The organism is Streptomyces sp. HUAS CB01, assembly GCF_030406905.1.
In the GTDB taxonomy this organism is placed as follows: Bacteria; Actinomycetota; Actinomycetes; order Streptomycetales; family Streptomycetaceae; genus Streptomyces; species Streptomyces chengbuensis.
In genome coordinates, this window is record NZ_CP129137.1 from 1,855,623 (window position 1) to 1,873,088 (window position 17,466).

A 17,466-nucleotide genomic window follows, 5' to 3' on the forward strand; every position below is an offset into this window, starting at 1 on the left:
CCCCGGGCCGATCCGGTCCCTGCCTGGTCCTGGTGATGTCGGGTCCACGTGGGGCCCTACGGATGCTGGGAGCTGACGGACACGGTCTCGCCGGTCATGTACGAGGAGTAGCCGCTGGCGAGGAAGACGATCACGTTGGCGACCTCCCACGGCTCGGCGTGCCGGCCGAAGGCCTCCCGGGCGGTGAGGTCCTCCAGCAGTTCGGCGGATGTGACCTTCACCAGGTGCGGATGCATGGCGAGGCTGGGCGCGACGGCGTTGACGCGGACTCCGAACTCCGCCGCCTCGACGGCGGCGCACCGGGTCAGGGCCATGACCCCGGCCTTGGCGGCCGCGTAGTGGGCCTGTCCGGCCTGGGCCCGCCAGCCGACGACGGAGGCGTTGTTGACGACGACGCCGCCGCGGCCCGAGTCACGGAAGGCGCGCAACGCGGCGCGCGTGCAGCGGAAGGTGCCGTTCAGGGTGACGTCGAGGACGCGGGACCACTGCGCGTCGGTCATGTCGACGAGCGGGGCGGTCCCGCCGAGGCCCGCATTGTTGACGACGACGTCGAGGCCGCCGTGCAGCCGTGCCGCCTCTCCGAAGAGGGCCCGCACCTGGGTCTCGTCGGTGACGTCGCAGACCAGTGAGGCGACGGCGTCCGGGCCGAACTCGTCCGCGAGCGCCTTCCCGGTCTCCTCGAGGCGGCGCGCGTGCGCGTCGCTGACCAGGACCCGGGCGCCCTCCTCCAGGAGGCGCCGGGCGGTGGCCCCGCCGATCCCGGCCCCGGCGGCGGCGGTGACGACGGCGGTCCTGCCGTCCAGCAGGGCGTGTCCGGGGACGTACGGGGGCTTGCCGTCCGTGGCCTTGTCGCCCAGGACCCTCTTGTCCGTCGCCCTGTCGTCCGCCGCCTTGTTGTCCGTCACACGGGCACGTTAACCTACCAAACACTTGTTAGGGAACGGGGTGCGCTGATGGACCTGACGCACACGGCGGACGAGGACGCGTTCCGCGCCGAGGCCCGCGCCTGGCTGCGCGCGCACGTCCCGGACCCGCCGCTGCCCTCGCTGGAGACCCGGGAGGGCTTCGCCGCACACCGGCGGTGGGAGGCGCGGCTGGCCGCCGACCGCTGGTCGGTGGTCTCGTGGCCGGAGCGGTACGGCGGCCGCGGCGCGGACGTCTTCCACTGGCTGGTGTTCGAGGAGGAGTACTACGCCGCGGGCGCCCCGGGCCGGGTCTCCCAGAACGGCATCAGCCTGCTCGCCCCGACCCTGTTCGACCACGGCACGGAGGAGCAGCGGGCCCGGATCCTGCCGTCCATGGCGAGCGGCGAGGTGGTCTGGGCCCAGGCCTGGTCGGAGCCGGAGGCGGGCTCGGACCTCGCGTCGCTGCGCTCCCGGGCGGTCCGGACGGCGGGCGGCTGGCTGCTGACGGGCCAGAAGACGTGGTCGTCGCGGGCGGCCTTCGCGGACCGGGCGTTCGGCCTCTTCCGCTCCGACCCGGACGCCGGCCCCCCGCACCGGGGGCTCACGTACCTGATGTTCGACCTGCGGGCTCCCGGGGTCACGGTCCGGCCGGTCCGCCGGCTGGACGGGAAGCCCGCGTTCGCAGAACTGTTCCTGGACGAGGTGTTCGTCCCGGACGAGGACGTGATCGGCGGACCCGGGCAGGGCTGGCGCATCGCCATGGCGACGACGGGCAACGAGCGCGGGCTCATGCTCCGCTCCCCCGGCCGCTATCTGGCCGCGGCCCGGCGCCTGGTGCGGCTGTGGGCCGCCACCGCCGACCCGGCCGACACGGCGTTGCGCGACCGTGTCGCGGACGCGGTGATCGGCGCGCGGGCGTACCAGCTCTTCACCTGCGCGGGTGCCTCGCGCTTCGCGGCCGGTTCGGTGATCGGCGCGGAGTCGAGCCTGAACAAGGTGTTCTGGTCCGAGTACGACATCGCCCTGCACGAGACGGCGCTCGACCTGCTCGGCGCGGAGGGGGAGCAGGCGGACGGGCCCGGTGGGTGGGCGGAGGGCCACGTGTTCGCCCTCGCCGGGCCGATCTACGCGGGCACGAACGAGATCCAGCGCGACATCATCGCCGAGCGGCTGCTCGGACTGCCGAAGGGACGCCGCTGACCATGCGTTTCCTGCCGACCGACGAACAGCGGTCGTTCGTGCGCTCGTTGGACGCGCTGCTGGCCGCCGCGGACACGCCCGCGGCGGCGCGCGCCTGGGCGGCGGGAGACTCCTCGCCCGGCCGGGCGCTGTGGTCCCGGCTCGCCGGCTCCGGCGTGTTCGCCCTGGCCGTGCCGGAGGCGTACGAGGGGGCCGGGGCGCTCTCCCTCGAACTGGTCCTCGCCTTCGTCGAGCTGGGCCGCCACGCGGTGCCGGGACCCCTGGTGGAGACGGTCGCGGGCGCGGTGCTCGTGGCCGCCCTGGACGAGCCCGTACTCGGCAAGCGGCTGCTGCCCGCCATCGCGTCGGGCGACCTGCTGGTCTCCCTGCACGCGCCGGGAGCGGGGCCGTACGCCCTGGACGCGGACGCGGCTGACCGGCTGCTCGTGGTCGACGCCGGCGACCCCACGGTGCTGCGGCTCGCCGCGGGGCACGGGCCCGTGCACGCCTCCGTCGATCCGGTGCGGCGGCTCGCCGTGCCCGGCGCGGGCGGGGAGGTGGTCTCCGCCGGACCCGCCGTCGCGACGGCGGCACGGCGCGCGGCGGACTGGGCACGGCTCGCGACGGCGGCGCAGGCGCTCGGCGTCGGGCTCGCGCTGCTGGAGCGGACCGTCGCGTACGCCGGGCAGCGCACCCAGTTCGGCGCGCCGATCGGTTCCTTCCAGGCGGTCAAGCACCGGCTGGCGGACACGCTGATCGCCCTGGAGTTCGCCCGCCCGCTCGTGCACGGCGCGGCGCTCACCCTGGCCTCGGCCGATGTCGCGGCGGCGAAGACGGCCGCGGGCGAGGCCGCGTACGCCGCCGCCCGCACCGCGCTCCAACTCCACGGCGCCGTCGGCTACACCGACGAGCTGGACCTGTCCCTGTGGCTGCGCAAGGCGCGCCCGCTGCGCGACGCGTGGGGCACTCCCTCCCAGTGCAGGGCGGCGGTGCTGGAGGGCTCTGCGCATGCCGGTTCGGCGGGGGCCGGTTCGGCGGGAGGCGGGCCCGGCGGCGACCGATCGGTGCGCTTCTCCCGGCTGTAACGGCGTCGCCGGCCCCCGGGTCGTCGGACCGCGGCCGGGACGGCGGCCGCTCGCGTAGGCTTCGCTCCACATGGACGCGGCGGGGGCGGGGCGGGTGACGGCCGACATGGCACAGAGGTGGGGTTCGACCCTCGATTCGGTGGTGGTGTACGCACGGGGCGCGCTCTGCCGCCGCCTGGCCAGGGGCACCGTGCCGCCGGACGGCCGGGTGCGGGTGACGGGACTGCCCCGCACCCTGGACGCGGGTTCCGTGCGGGCCCGGGTCCTGGGCGCCTCCGGTGTACGGGTCGTCGAGGCCCGGGTCGAGGTCGAGGCGGAGCCGGCCGCCCCCGAGAACTCCGACGCACTGTGGCGCGAGGTCGAACGGATGCGCGACGAACGCGCGGCGGCGGAGGGACGCAGGGACCGCCAGCTCGGCCTGATCGAGGAGATCGGGGCGTTGCGTCCGGTGCCACCCGGCCGTAAGCGCGAGGACCCTCACCGCCGCACGCCCGTCGACGCCTGGCTGGAACTCGCCGGATTCGTCGACGAGCGGCTGACGGTTCTCCACGCCCGGCTCGTCGAACTGGAGAAGGCCCTGCGCGACGTCGACCACGAGTTCGACGTCGCCGTGGCCAAGCTCGAACGCGCCTCCACCGACGCGCCGTCAGCGCATGTGGACACCACGGTCTCCGTGGTCCTGACACTCACCGGAACCGGGGCCGGGGCCGGGGCCGATACCGGAACGGACTCCGACGCCGGCGCGCCCGCCGAGTCCGGCTCCGGTCGGCGGCAGTCGGAGTCGGAGCCGGAGACGGACGCCGCGGAGGTCGAGGTGGAGCTCGAGTACGGGGTGCCCGGCGCCGTCTGGGTGCCCGCCTACCGGCTCACCCACCGTCAGGGCGACGGCAGCGGACGGCTGGTGCTGCGCGCCTCGGTCGCCCAGCGCACCGGCGAGGACTGGACGGGCGTACGCGTCGGCCTGTCCACCGCCGACCTGCGGCGGCGCACGGATCTGCCGAGGCTCCGCTCGGTCCGGATCGGGCGCCGTCAGCCCGACCCGGCACCCTCCGGCTGGCGCGAGCCCCCGGCAGGGCTCGCCGACCTGTTCACCGGTTACGACGCCGCGGGCCCGCGCCCCGTCGCCGGGGCCGGCTCCGCGCCCGTTCCCGTGGCCGCCGGCTCCGCGCCCGTTCCCCCACCGCCACCGCCACCGCCACCGGCTCCGCAGGGCTACGGCGCCCCGCCCGCCGCGCTCCCGGTTCCCGGCGGTCCGGCCGGCCCCGCCCCGGAAGCCTTCGGCGGCGCGGCGCCCGACCTCGCACGGCCGGCCGGGGCCCGACCGGGGGCCGGGCCACGCGCGCGGAGCGCGGCCTTCGCGGCCCGCGCCCCCATGGCGCCTGCCGCTCCCGGCAGTCCCGCGCCGCCGCCACCGCCGGAACCTGCGGCCGGTCCTCCACGGCCGAGCGGTGCCGAACTCGACTACGCCGCCCTCGTCCTGAGCGGCCCGGACGAGCAGCGCAGTCGCAGGGGGCGGCTCTTCCCCGCCGCCCCCGGCGACCCGGTGGCCGCCGAGTACCGCCGCCGGGCCGAAGCGGTGGCCGCGCTGCCGCTGCCCGGGCACGCCGTCCCGCCCCGCGAGTCGGCGGGCTCCTTCGACCACCGCTACGACGCCGCCGCCCGCGCCGACATCCCCTCGGACGGCACCTGGCACACCGTCACCGTCGCCGAGATGCCCGTGGGTCTGCGCACCGAGTACCTCTGCGTGCCGTCCGTGGAGGAGACGGTGTACGCGACGCTGGTGCTCTCCAACGCCACCGACCGGGCCCTCCTGGCCGGCCCGGTGGAGGTCACCGTCGACGACCGCTTCGTGCTGACCGCCGCACTGTCCACGCTCGCTCCCGGCGGCCTCCGCCGGGTGGGCCTCGGCCCGGCGGAGGCCATCCGGGTCACCCGCCGCACCGAGCTGCGCGAGTCCGCATCGGGGCTGCGCAACAACACCACCGTGCTCGACCACCGGATCCACGTGGAGCTCGCCAACCGGCTCGGGAGCCACGTCACCGTGGAGGTCCGCGAGCGCGTCCCGGTCACCTCGGAACCCGACGTGAGGATCGAGGAACGGGCCGACTGGACGACGCCCGTGGACGGTGAGGGACCCGAGCACCACGCGCCCGGGACCCGCATCTGGCGGGTGGACCTGCCCGCCGGCGGCACCGCCGCACTCGACGGCGGCTACGAGATCCGCATCCCGGCCGGCAAGGCCCTGGCCGGCGGCAACCGGAGGAGCTGAACGCCATGCCCACGGCCCCGCTGCCGATTCCCCTGCCCGTCACCGCCGTGACCTGCCTGGAGGACCGGGCCCAGGTGGAGCGCGTCACCGTGCTGGACCTGGAGGCCGGCGTCCGGCGGCTGCGCCTCGGTCCGGTCAGTGCGCTGGCCCTCGACCGCACCCTGCACGCCGAGCTGACGACCGATCACCCGGACCTTCCCGCGACCGTGCTCGATCTGCGGATCGTCCGTGCCTGGACGCCGAAGTGCCCGCAGCCGCCCACCGACGACGACTCGGCACTCCGCCACCGCGAGCACGACCTCGAGGAAGAGCAGCGCGCGCTGGAGCAGCGGCGCGACCGCGTCCGGGCCCGCCTCGACCTGCTCGGCCGGCTCGCCGCCGATCTGCTGCGGGACATCGGCGAGGGCGCCGGGGCCGGCGAGGCCGAACCGGAGCGCTGGGTCCGCGAACTGGACCGGGTGGACGCCGAGCGCGACGCGTACGGCGAGGAGCTCCGCACCGTGGAGGCCCGGCTGACCGCCGTCGCGGCCGGCCTCGGGGAGACCCGGCGGGCCCTGGGGCTCGCCGAGGAGGAGCCCGCGGAGCTGGTCGGCCACATCGAGCTGACCGTGGACGCGGCGGCGGCAGGACCGGCCCGGCTGCGGCTGAGCCATCTGACCCCGTGTGCGCTGTGGCGGCCCGCCTACCGGGCAGTGCTCGACGGCGGCACCCTGACGCTGGAGACCGACGCGATGGTCTGGCAGCGCACCGGCGAGGACTGGTCGGACGTGCGGCTGACGTTCTCGACGGCCCGTTCGGCGCTGGCCACCGACCCGCCGAGGCTCGGCGAGGATCGGCTGTCGCTCCGGGACCGCTCCGCCGCCGAGCGCCGTACGGTCGACGTCGAACTGCGCGAGGAGGAGATCGGGGACCTCGGCCCGGCCCCGGTGGTCGGCCTGCCCGGCGTGGACGACGGCGGCGAGGTACGGGTGCTGGAGTCGCCTGCTCCGGTCTCGGTGGCCGGCGACGGCCGCGCCCACCGCGTTCCCGTCTCCGCCTTCACCTCGGCCGCGCGCAGCGAGTACGCCTGCTCACCCGAGCTGTCTCCGCTGGTCACGCAGGTCGTGCGGGGCGACAACCGGTCCGGTCACGCGCTGCTCGCCGGGCCCGTGGACCTGATCCGCGACAGCGGCTTCACCGGCCGCGGCACGCTGGGCTTCACGGCCCCCGGGGCTCCCCTCGAGCTGGCCTTCGGCAGTTCCGACGACCACCGCGTGGTGCGGGAGACGGAGGAGACCCGCGGCACCGCCGGCATCACGCAGCGGACCGTGGTCACCCGTACGGTCCGGCTGCACCTGTCCCGGTTCTCCGCACCCGGGGAGCACGGCGAACGGCTGGTCGCCCTCCGGGAACGGATCCCGGTCTCCGAGGTCTCGGCCGTGGAGGTCTCCCTGCGCAAGGAAGCCTGCTCGCCGCCGCCCGACGTGCTCGACGCCGACGGCATCGCCCGCTGGGACATCGCCCTCCCCCCGGGAGGCCACCGCACGGTGACGCTGGTCTACGAACTGTCGGCGAGCGCCAAGGTGGCCGGGCTCTGAGCTTCCGCTCGGCACGCCACTCGCCGCGCTGTCGGAGTCGTCCGAGTACGCCCGGCGGGAGGATGACCCTCCGCCTTGCGAGGGCACGCGCCGGACGCCCGCGAGCCCCGCCCTGCGGGCGGACGGCGCCCTGTGTCGCACACGGCGCTAGCGGCGCCGCACCGTCCGCAGGCCGCGACCCGGTTGCCAGCCGCTGACGACCAGTTCGTCGCCCTCGACCCCGATCCGCACGACCTCCGCCAGCTCCACCCGGAAGAGGTGGAACGGCTCCGGCGCCTCGGTCGCCGACTGGAACGGGGCCTTCGCCTCCGGATCGGTCACCTCGACGGCCCGTCCGCCGATGCGGGCGTCCCCGTCGGCCATGGAGTCGTCCGCGCCCGGGTTGGCGTGGATCGCGAACCGCGGGTCGCGCAGGAGGTCCAGCGCCTTGCGGGAGTCCGGCATCATCCCGAGCCACAGCTCCCCGGAGCGGAAGGTCACCTCCAGCCCGGTGAGCCGTGGTGATCCGTCCTTGCGCAGGGTCGCGAGGACATGGTGCCTGTACTTCTCGAAGCGCTCCCGCACCACCGTGGCGAAGTCCGGCTCCGCCGCCTGAAAGTCTGCCCAGCTGTTGCCCATGGGCCCAGGAAACCGCGAATACCGGACATCTGCTGTCGGGTATCCGGAGCGGGCCGCCGTGACGGCCACCACGTCACTCCGACGGCGGCCGCTTCGACCGCGGCCCGGTCGACGTCCGACCGGCGGCCACCTCGTACCGCCGCCCGGTCGAGGTCCGACGGAGACCCGGCGTCAGGCGCGCACGATCCCCGAGGCCCGCGCGTTCGCCAGCCACACCGGGAACTCGGACACCAGGCGGTCGTACAGTTCCTCGTCACGGAGACGCCGCGGGTCCTGCCCCGCGTGGAAGAAACCCGCGTTGTCGACGGGGCGCTTCGCGGGGACCGCCAGGTCGTCGAGTCTGCGCAGGAAGTCGAACTGCCGGCTGCCCGGGTCGCCGAAGCCGATGAACTGCCAGAACATCGGCAGCTTCGCCGCCTTGCACAGATACCGTTCCGCGGCGAGCTTGTTGATCGGTCCGCCGTCGGTCTGGAAGACGACGAGCGCGGGCGCCGTGGAACCGCTGTCCAGATAGTGGTCGATGACCGCGTCCATCGCGACGTGGTAGCTGGTCCTGCCCATGTGGCCGAGCCCGGCGACGATGCGGTCTATCCGGCCCTCGTGGTCGGCGAGTTCGATGTCGGCCTCGGCGTCGATGTCCGTGGAGAAGAAGACGACGGGCACGCGCCCGTCGTCGTCCAGATGGGCCGACAGCCCGAGGACCCGGTCCGCGAGCGCCTGGACGCTGCCGTCCCTGTAGTAGGGCTTCATGGAGCCGGAGTAGTCGACCACCAGGTACACCGCCGCGCGCCGGTCGCTCAGCCCGTGCTTCGCCAGCGACACCCCGGCGGTCTTGTAGAGGCTGACGAGGGCGGGCGCGGTCTCCTCGATCTTGCGCAGGCTGATGGCCGCCATGGGCGTGTCTCCGTTCGCTGGGCATCCGCGGGTCCTGTGCGGGCCGGCACCCGTGCCGTGAGACTACGCCGGAGGGCGGACACACGCGGACCGCGATGCTACGCACGCGTACCGTCACCCCGGAAGATGCCGCGGCGCCCGCCCATCATCCGGTCGGGGACGGGGGCAGGCGCCGCGTCTGTTCCGTACGCCTTTGTACGGGACGTATGTGAGGGACCGTCAGCACACGGTCCGGGTGGGGATGCCCGTCAGACCGTCAGGGCGCGGTCCGTCGGGCGGATCGGGGCGGGCAGTTCGCTCGCACCCGTGAGATAGCGGTCCACCCCGCGCGCCGCGGAGCGGCCCTCGGCGATGGCCCAGACGATGAGGGACTGGCCGCGGCCCGCGTCGCCGGCGACGTAGACGCCGTCGACGTTGGTGGCGAAGTCCGCGTCGCGGGCGATGTTGCCGCGCTCGTCCAGCGCCAGGCCGAACTGGGAGACCAGGCCGTTCTCGACGTCGGTGCCGGTGAAGCCCATGGCGAGGGTGACCAGCTGGGCCGGGATGGCACGCTCGGTGCCCGGCTTCCGGGTCAGCTTGCCGTCGACGAACTCGACCTCGACGAGGTGCAGGGACTGGACGTTGCCGTCCGCGTCGCCCTCGAAGTGGGTGGTGGAGACGGAGTAGACCCGCTCGCCGCCCTCCTCGTGCGCCGACGTCACCTTGTAGAGCATCGGGAACGTCGGCCAGGGCTGGTTGGCGTTCCGCTCGTCGCCCGGCCGGGGCATGATCTCCAGCTGGGTGACGGACGCCGCACCCTGGCGGTGGGCCGTGCCGACGCAGTCGGCGCCGGTGTCGCCGCCGCCGATGACGACGACGTGCTTGCCCTCCGCGGTGATCGGCGGCGCCACGAAGTCGCCCTCGACGACCTTGTTGGAGAGCGGCAGGTACTCCATCGCCTGGTGGATGCCGTTCAGTTCGCGGCCCGGCACCGGCAGCTCGCGTGCGGTGGTGGCACCGGCGGCGATGACGACCGCGTCGAACCGCTTGCGCAGGTCCGTCGCCGTCAGGTCGCGGCCGATCTCGATGCCGGTACGGAACTTGGTGCCCTCCGCGCGCATCTGCTCGATACGGCGGTTGACGTGCCGCTTCTCCATCTTGAACTCGGGGATGCCGTAGCGGAGCAGACCGCCGATGCGGTCGGCGCGCTCGTACACGACCACGGTGTGGCCGGCCCGCGTCAGCTGCTGGGCGGCGGCGAGACCCGCCGGGCCCGAGCCGATGACCGCGGCCGTCTTGCCGGACAGCCGCTCGGGCGGCTGCGGCTTGACGTCACCCGTGTCCCACGCCTTGTCGATGATCGAGACCTCGACGTTCTTGATGGTGACGGCGGGCTGGCTGATGCCGAGGACGCACGCCGACTCGCACGGGGCGGGGCACAGCCGCCCGGTGAACTCCGGGAAGTTGTTCGTGGCGTGCAGTCGCTCGCTGGCCGCCTGCCAGTTCTCGCGGTACGCGTAGTCGTTCCACTCCGGGATGAGGTTCCCGAGCGGGCAGCCGTTGTGACAGAACGGGATGCCGCAGTCCATGCAGCGCCCGGCCTGCTTGCTGATGATCGGCAGCAGGGAGCCGGGGACGTAGACCTCGTTCCAGTCCTTGACGCGCTCGGCGACGGGGCGGGTCTCCGCGACCTCGCGCCCGGTGGTCAGGAAGCCCTTGGGGTCAGCCATGGGTCGCCGCCTCCATCATCTTCTCGGTGGTCTCCCGCTCGGAGAGACCGGCGAGCTCAGCGGCGTCCTTGGCGGCGAGCACGGCCTTGTACGTGGTCGGGATGATCTTGCTGAACCGGTCCGCGGCAGCGGGCCAGTCGGCGAGGAGCTTCTCGGCCACGGTGGAACCCGTCTCCTCGTGGTGGCGGCGCACGACGTCGTGCAGCCATTCCCTGTCGGTGTCGCTCGGGGTCTCGACGGCGTCCGCGTTGCCGGCGTTGACGTTGTCCTTGTCGAGGTCGATGACGTACGCGACACCGCCGGACATGCCGGCGGCGAAGTTCCGCCCCGTCTCGCCGAGGACGACGGCGTGACCGCCGGTCATGTACTCGCAGCCGTGGTCGCCCACGCCCTCGGAGACCACCAGCGCACCGGAGTTGCGGACGCAGAAGCGCTCGCCGGTGCGGCCGCGCAGGAACAGCTCGCCGCCGGTGGCGCCGTAGGCGATGGTGTTGCCCGCGATCGTCGAGTACTCGGCGAGGTGGTCGGCGCCCCGGTCCGGGCGGACGATCACCCGGCCGCCGGAGAGGCCCTTGCCGACGTAGTCGTTGGCGTCGCCCTCCAGGCGCAGCGTGACGCCGCGCGGCACGAAGGCGCCGAAGGACTGGCCCGCGGAGCCGGTGAAGGTGATGTCGATGGTGTCGTCGGGCAGGCCCGCACCGCCGAACTTCTTGGTCACCTCGTGGCCCAGCATCGTGCCGACGGTCCGGTTGATGTTCCGGATCGCGACCCGGGCGCGGACCGGCTGGGCCTCCTCGGCGGAGGCCGCGGCCAGTGCGTCCGCGGACAGCTTGATCAGCTCGTTGTCCAGGGCCTTCTCCAGGCCGTGGTCCTGCTCGACCAGCTGGTGGCGGACGGCACCCTCGGGCAGCTCGGGCACGTGGAACAGCGGTGCCAGTTCGAGGCCCTGGGCCTTCCAGTGGTTGACGGCCCGGGTGGTGTCCAGGAGTTCGGCGTGGCCGACGGCCTCGTCCAGCGTGCGGAAGCCCAGCTCGGCGAGCAGTTCGCGGACCTCCTCGGCGATGAACTCGAAGAAGTTGACGACGAATTCGGCCTTGCCGGCGAAGCGCTCGCGCAGGACCGGGTTCTGCGTGGCGATGCCGACCGGGCAGGTGTCCAGGTGGCAGACGCGCATCATGATGCAGCCGGAGACGACGAGCGGCGCGGTCGCGAAACCGAACTCCTCGGCGCCGAGGAGCGCGGCGATGACGACGTCGCGGCCGGTCTTCAGCTGGCCGTCGGTCTGCACGACGATCCGGTCGCGGAGCCCGTTGAGCAGCAGCGTCTGCTGGGTCTCGGCGAGGCCGAGCTCCCAGGGGCCGCCCGCGTGCTTCAGCGAGGTGAGCGGCGAGGCGCCGGTGCCGCCGTCGTGGCCGGAGATGAGGACCACGTCCGCGTGGGCCTTGGAGACGCCCGCGGCGACCGTGCCGACGCCGACCTCGGACACCAGCTTGACGTGGATGCGGGCGGCCGGGTTGGCGTTCTTGAGGTCGTGGATCAGCTGAGCCAGGTCCTCGATGGAGTAGATGTCGTGGTGCGGCGGCGGGGAGATCAGACCGACGCCCGGGGTGGAGTGCCGGGTCTTGGCGACCCACGGGTACACCTTGGGGCCGGGCAGCTGGCCGCCCTCGCCGGGCTTGGCGCCCTGGGCCATCTTGATCTGGATGTCGTCCGCGTTGACCAGGTACTCGGAGGTCACACCGAAACGGCCGGAGGCGACCTGCTTGATGCTGGAGCGGCGCGCCGGGTCGTAGAGGCGGTCCGGGTCCTCGCCGCCCTCGCCGGTGTTGGACTTGCCGCCCAACTGGTTCATGGCGATGGCGAGGGTCTCGTGCGCCTCCTTGGAGATGGAGCCGTACGACATGGCGCCGGTGGAGAAGCGCTTGACGATCTCGGAGACCGGCTCGACCTCGTCGACGGGGATCGACGGGCGGTCGGACTTGAAGCCGAACAGGCCGCGGAGCGTCATCAGGCGCTCGGACTGCTCGTTCACCCGGCTCGTGTACTTCTTGAAGATGTCGTACCGCTTGGTGCGCGTGGCGTGCTGCAGGCGGAAGACGGTCTCCGGGTCGAACAGGTGCGGCTCGCCCTCGCGGCGCCACTGGTACTCGCCGCCGATGTCCAGCGCGCGGTGCGCCGGGGCGATGCCGCTGGCCGGGTACGCCTTGGCGTGCCGGGCGGCGACCTCCTTGGCGACGACGTCGAGGCCGGCACCGCCGATCTTCGTGGCGGTGCCGTCGAAGTACTTGGCGACGAAGGCGTCGTCGAGACCGACGGCCTCGAAGACCTGGGCGCCTCGGTAGGAGGCGACGGTGGAGATGCCCATCTTGGACATGACCTTGAGGACGCCCTTGCCGAGGGCCTTGATCAGGTTGCGGATCGCCTGCTCGGGCTCCATGCCCTCGATGAACGTACCGGCGCGCAGGAGGTCCTCCACGGACTCCATCGCCAGGTACGGGTTGACCGCGGCGGCGCCGTAGCCGATGAGCAGCGCGACGTGGTGCACCTCGCGGACGTCACCGGCCTCGACCAGCAGGCCCACGTGGGTGCGCTGCTTGGTGCGGATGAGGTGGTGGTGGACCGCGGCGGTGAGCAGCAGCGACGGGATCGGCGCGTGCTCGGCGTCGGAGTGCCGGTCGGACAGCACGATGAGCCTGGCGCCGCCCTCGATGGCGGCGTCGGCCTCGGCACAGATCTCGTCCAGCCGGGCGGCGAGGGCGTCGCCGCCGCCGGAGACCCGGAAGAGACCGGCCAGCGTGACGGCCTTCATGCCCGGCATGTCGCCGTCGGCGTTGATGTGGATGAGCTTGGCCAGCTCGTCGTTGTCGATCACCGGGAACGGCAGGGTGACCGAGCGGCAGGACGCCGCGGTCGGCTCCAGCAGGTTGCCCTGCGGTCCGAGCGAGGAGATCAGCGAGGTGACGAGCTCCTCGCGGATGGCGTCCAGCGGCGGGTTGGTGACCTGCGCGAACAGCTGGGTGAAGTAGTCGAACAGCAGCCGCGGACGCTCGGAGAGGGCCGCGATCGGCGAGTCGGTGCCCATGGAGCCGATCGGCTCGGCGCCGGTGCGGGCCATCGGCGCGAGCAGGACGCGCAGCTCTTCCTCGGTGTAGCCGAAGGTCTGCTGGCGGCGGGTGACCGAGGCGTGGGTGTGGACGATGTGCTCGCGCTCGGGCAGGTCGCCGAGCTCGATGATCCCGGCCTCCAGCCACTCCTGGTAGGGGTGCTCGGCGGCCAGCGCGGCCTTGATCTCGTCGTCCTCGATGATGCGGTGCTCGGCGGTGTCGACGAGGAACATCCGGCCCGGCTGGAGCCGGCCCTTGCGGACGACCTTGGCGGGGTCGATGTCCAGGACGCCGACCTCGGAGGAGAGCACGACCAGGCCGTCGTCGGTGACCCAGTAGCGGCCGGGGCGCAGGCCGTTGCGGTCGAGGACCGCGCCGACCTGGGTGCCGTCGGTGAAGGTGACGCAGGCCGGGCCGTCCCAGGGCTCCATCATCGTGGAGTGGTACTGGTAGAAGGCGCGCCGGGCCGGGTCCATGGAGTCGTGGTTCTCCCACGCCTCGGGGACCATCATCAGCACACTGTGCGGCAGCGAGCGGCCGCCGAGGTGGAGCAGCTCCAGGACCTCGTCGAAGGAGGCGGAGTCGGAGGCGTCCGGCGTGCAGAGAGGGAAGATGCGGTCCAGGTTCCCGTCCCCGAACAGCTCGCTGACCAGCTGCGACTCACGGGCCCGCATCCAGTTGCGGTTGCCCTTGACGGTGTTGATCTCACCGTTGTGCGCCACGAAGCGGTACGGGTGGGCGAGCGGCCAGCTCGGGAAGGTGTTCGTGGAGAACCGCGAGTGGACCAGGGCCACGGCGGTCGCGAGTCGGCGGTCCGAGAGGTCGGGGAAGAAGGGCTCGAGCTGGCCGGTGGTCAGCATGCCCTTGTAGACGATGGTGCGGGCCGAGAGCGACGGGAAGTACACGCCGGCCTCGCGCTCGGCGCGCTTGCGCAGCACGAACGCCTTGCGGTCGAGGGCGATGCCGCTGATCGCGCCGCCCTCGGGGCCTTCGGCCGCGGAGCCCGCGCTCACGAAGAGCTGACGGAAGGAGGGCATCGTCGAACGGGCCGTTGCGCCCAGCAGCTCGGGGGCGACGGGGACGTCGCGCCAGCCGAGGACGTCGAGGCCCTCCTCGGCGGCGATCGTCTCGATGCGTGAGACGGCCTCGTCCTCGGTGCCCTGGGGGACGAAGGCGATGCCGACGGCGTAGGAACCGGCCTCGGGGAGCTCGAATCCGGCGACGTCGCGCAGGAAGGCGTCGGGCACCTGGAGCAGGATGCCGGCCCCGTCGCCGGAGTCGGGCTCGGAGCCGGTGGCGCCGCGGTGCTCGAGGTTGCGCAGAACGGTCAACGCCTGCTCGACCAGCTCATGGCTGGCAACACCGGTGAGGGTGGCCACGAACCCGACACCGCAGGCGTCGTGTTCGTTACGGGGGTCGTACATCCCCTGCGGGGCGGGGCGACCGTCCATGGGCGACCAGGCGTCGGAACGCATCGGCTCTCCCGTCGTCGTCGTGGCATGTGGCGGTGCCGAGGGACGACGTTGGCCCTCCGCTGAAATTTCGTGCAGGTTACATGATGGAGTGGTTCTCGGGAAGCGGATACCCCATTCCAACATGCGGACACCGCGCTATGGGGATGTGATAGCGGCGCAGGTGGGGGCGGGTGCGGACAGATCGGCTTGGGATCGGCGTCCACGGACCCGGGATGCAGAGCAGGCTTCGTTGCCCACAGCGCTTGTGGCTCATGCCCGGCGGTCATGGATTCGAAACCGCCCGGTAACGGCTCTTGGTGTGAGGCCAAGAACCAGTGTCGCACCTCACGGCCGGATAGGGCAGCAGGACATAGGTCACAGCCTCCGGAAGCGGCTTCCGGAGGCTGTGACCGTGCAGGTGGCGAGGCTAGACGGCAGCCCCGACCAGGCTTCCGATCCCGTACGTCACGGCCGCCGCGGCACCGCCCAGCGCCAGCTGCCGCAGCCCGCTGAACCACCAGCCGCGCACGGTCACCTTGGACACCAGCGCGCCGCAGGCGAACAGCCCCACGAGCGCCAGCAGCACCGCGGGCCACAGCGTGGTGGCGCCCAGGAGGTACGGCAGGACCGGCAGCAGCGCGCCGAGGGCGAACGATCCGAAGGACGAGACGGCGGCGACCGTCGGCGAGGGCAGCTCGTCCGGGTCGATGCCGAGCTCCTCGCGGGCGTGGATCTCCAGCGCCTGCTCGGGGTCCCGGGAAAGCTGCATGGCCACCTCGCGGGCGAGGCGGGGCTCCACCCCGCGGGCCACGTACAGCGCGGCCAGCTCCTCCATCTCGTCGACCGGGTGCTTGCGCAGCTCACGGCGCTCGACGTCCAGTTCCGCCTGGACGAGCTCGCGCTGCGAGGCCACCGAGGTGTACTCGCCTGCGGCCATCGAGAAGGCGCCCGCGGCCAGGCCTGCGAGACCCGTGATCACGATGGTCTGCGGGGAGACGGATCCGCCCGCGACACCCGTCATCAGGGCGAGGTTGGACACGAGACCGTCCATCGCGCCGAACACCGCGGGACGCAGCCAGCCGCCGTTGACGTCGCGGTGCGTGTGGTTGTCGCGGTGCGCCTCGTGAAGCGTCGCCTCGGTCTCGATGATGGACACAGCTCTCCCCTCGTTCCCGGAGCGGTCCGCGTCCGCGTCCCGCCCCGTTTCTCGCTCTCGAAAGTACGCGCGATGTAAGGGGCGCGCTAGCAAGGCAGGCTTTACTTACCTGGTCTGGGCGCTGCGCTCCGCCCTTGAGCCGGACGTGTGAACCGGGGTTTCCCACGCCTCCACCTCGTCCCCCGCGGGGGACAGATCGAGGAACAGGCACAAGGGGGTGCGAAGGAGTGGCGCGGTGGACTGGATTGCATGCGATCGGGCCCGCGGCGCGCTCCTGGGACTGGCCGTGGGCGACGCCCTCGGCGCACCGGCGGAGAACATGCGGCCGTCCGAGATCCGCCGCCGCTGGGGCCGCATCGAGGGCTTCGTGACCGACAGCCCCGCCGGCACGGACGACACCGAGTACGCGATCTTCTCCGGGCTGCTGCTGGCCCGGCACGGGTCGGCGCTGACCGTGGCGCACGTCGAGAAGGCGTGGCACCACTGGATCGCGGACCTCGACGAGGGGCCGTTCCGGGGCGCGGGCTTCAGCGAGCGCGGCACGCTGGAGAACCTGCGCCGGGGGCTGGCGGCACCCATCACCGCGCAGCACCGGCACGCCTGGAGCGACGGGCTCGCGATGCGGGCGGCACCGTTCGGGGTGTTCGCCGCGGGCTCCCCCGACGAGGCGGCGCGGCTGGTGGCCATCGACGGCTGCGTGAGCCACGACGGCGAGGGCATCTACGGCGGGCAGGCGGTGGCTGCGGGGGTGGCAGCGGCGATGGCGGGCGCCGGCCCGGCGGGGGTGATCGGGGCGGCCCTGTCCGTCGTCCCCCTGGACTCGTGGACCTCGCGCTCCCTGCGCCGGGCGGTCGTCGCGGCGGAACGCGCCGGGACGGACCCGCTCGGCCGCGAACGGACGGTCCGCTCGGCGGTCGTCATCGGCGGCTACCCGTGGACGGACCTGGCGCCCGAGGCGGTGGGCCTCGCCTTCGGGGCGTTCGCGGCGGCCCGCGGCGACTTCCGTACGTCGGTGCTGACCGCGGTGAACATGGGCCGCGACGCCGACACCACCGCGGCGGTCGCGGGCGCGCTGGCCGGCGCGATGTCGGGCGCCTCCGCCATCCCGCCGGACTGGGCCGCCGCGATCGGCCCCGTCCGGGGCAGCTGCCTCCCCTCGATGCGCGGCTACCACGTCCTGGACATCGCCGACCTGCTCACTCCGTACGACGACACCGAGGCCCTCTCATGACCCCCCGCCCCCTCGACTCCACGACCCCGGACCAGCCCGCCCCCGGCACCCCGGACTCCCCTCCGGACCTGACGGCGGACGCGGCGGACGCGTCCGATGCGGCGGGTGCACCGGACGAGGGTCCGGGTGAACGCGCCCCGGCCCCGGACCGCGGGCCGGGGCCGGTCCGGGACGGGGAGGGCGACCGTCGGGGGGAGGCCCGGCACGGCGAGGACGGGCACGGCGAGGAGCGGGCGGACCGGCACGACGACGGCGACCGGCGGGCGGAGGCCCGGCACGGCGAGG

General features: G+C 73.4%; 11 protein-coding genes. 5 read left to right on the forward strand and 6 right to left on the reverse strand.

Going from position 1 to position 17,466, the window contains the following annotated elements:
* Positions 1-56 precede the first annotated feature (56 nt).
* On the reverse strand, positions 57-857 hold the full coding sequence (locus QRN89_RS08310; protein WP_290353621.1) for an SDR family oxidoreductase: 801 nt from the start codon (positions 855-857) through the stop codon (positions 57-59).
* A gap of 96 nt (positions 858-953) precedes the next feature.
* Between QRN89_RS08310 and QRN89_RS08315 the strand changes: the two genes are divergently transcribed.
* The 4 genes from QRN89_RS08315 (at position 954) to QRN89_RS08330 (ending at position 7,015) form a co-directional block, all read left to right on the forward strand.
* A complete protein-coding gene (locus QRN89_RS08315; protein WP_290348704.1) occupies positions 954-2,105 on the forward strand; it encodes an acyl-CoA dehydrogenase family protein in 1,152 nt (383 codons plus the stop codon).
* A 2-nt stretch (positions 2,106-2,107) separates the two neighbouring features.
* Positions 2,108-3,169, forward strand: a complete 1,062-nt coding sequence (locus QRN89_RS08320) for an acyl-CoA dehydrogenase family protein (protein ID WP_290348705.1) — start codon at positions 2,108-2,110, stop codon at positions 3,167-3,169.
* A gap of 106 nt (positions 3,170-3,275) precedes the next feature.
* Positions 3,276-5,438: a DUF4139 domain-containing protein gene (locus QRN89_RS08325; RefSeq protein WP_290348706.1), complete on the forward strand. Its 2,163-nt coding sequence runs from the start codon at positions 3,276-3,278 to the stop codon at positions 5,436-5,438.
* 5 nt (positions 5,439-5,443) lie between these two features.
* Complete coding sequence (locus tag QRN89_RS08330; RefSeq protein ID WP_290348707.1) at positions 5,444-7,015, forward strand: DUF4139 domain-containing protein; 1,572 nt, start codon at positions 5,444-5,446, stop codon at positions 7,013-7,015.
* A gap of 147 nt (positions 7,016-7,162) precedes the next feature.
* Here the strand turns inward: QRN89_RS08330 and QRN89_RS08335 are convergent, their stop codons facing one another.
* The 5 genes from QRN89_RS08335 to QRN89_RS08355 form a co-directional block, all read right to left on the reverse strand.
* Positions 7,163-7,633, reverse strand: a complete 471-nt coding sequence (locus QRN89_RS08335) for a pyridoxamine 5'-phosphate oxidase family protein (protein ID WP_290348708.1) — start codon at positions 7,631-7,633, stop codon at positions 7,163-7,165.
* Positions 7,634-7,804: 171 nt separating this feature from the next.
* A complete protein-coding gene (locus QRN89_RS08340) occupies positions 7,805-8,527 on the reverse strand; it encodes a vWA domain-containing protein (RefSeq protein ID WP_290348709.1) in 723 nt (240 codons plus the stop codon).
* A gap of 248 nt (positions 8,528-8,775) precedes the next feature.
* Positions 8,776-10,236, reverse strand: coding sequence for a glutamate synthase subunit beta (locus tag QRN89_RS08345; RefSeq protein WP_290348710.1), 1,461 nt, complete (start codon positions 10,234-10,236; stop codon positions 8,776-8,778).
* Positions 10,229-14,815 (reverse strand): glutamate synthase large subunit, encoded by a 4,587-nt coding sequence (gltB, locus tag QRN89_RS08350; protein WP_290348711.1) that lies wholly within the window; start codon positions 14,813-14,815, stop codon positions 10,229-10,231. The genes QRN89_RS08345 and gltB overlap by 8 nt, the downstream gene beginning before the upstream one ends.
* Before the next feature lie 406 nt (positions 14,816-15,221).
* The gene (locus tag QRN89_RS08355; RefSeq protein ID WP_290348712.1) at positions 15,222-15,950 is read right to left on the reverse strand and encodes a VIT1/CCC1 transporter family protein; all 729 of its coding nucleotides are present in this window, start codon (positions 15,948-15,950) and stop codon (positions 15,222-15,224) included.
* Between the two features lie 235 nt (positions 15,951-16,185).
* Here QRN89_RS08355 and QRN89_RS08360 point away from each other — a divergent pair, with 235 nt between their 5' ends.
* On the forward strand, positions 16,186-17,181 hold the full coding sequence (locus QRN89_RS08360; protein WP_290348713.1) for an ADP-ribosylglycohydrolase family protein: 996 nt from the start codon (positions 16,186-16,188) through the stop codon (positions 17,179-17,181).
* Positions 17,182-17,466 lie beyond the last annotated feature (285 nt).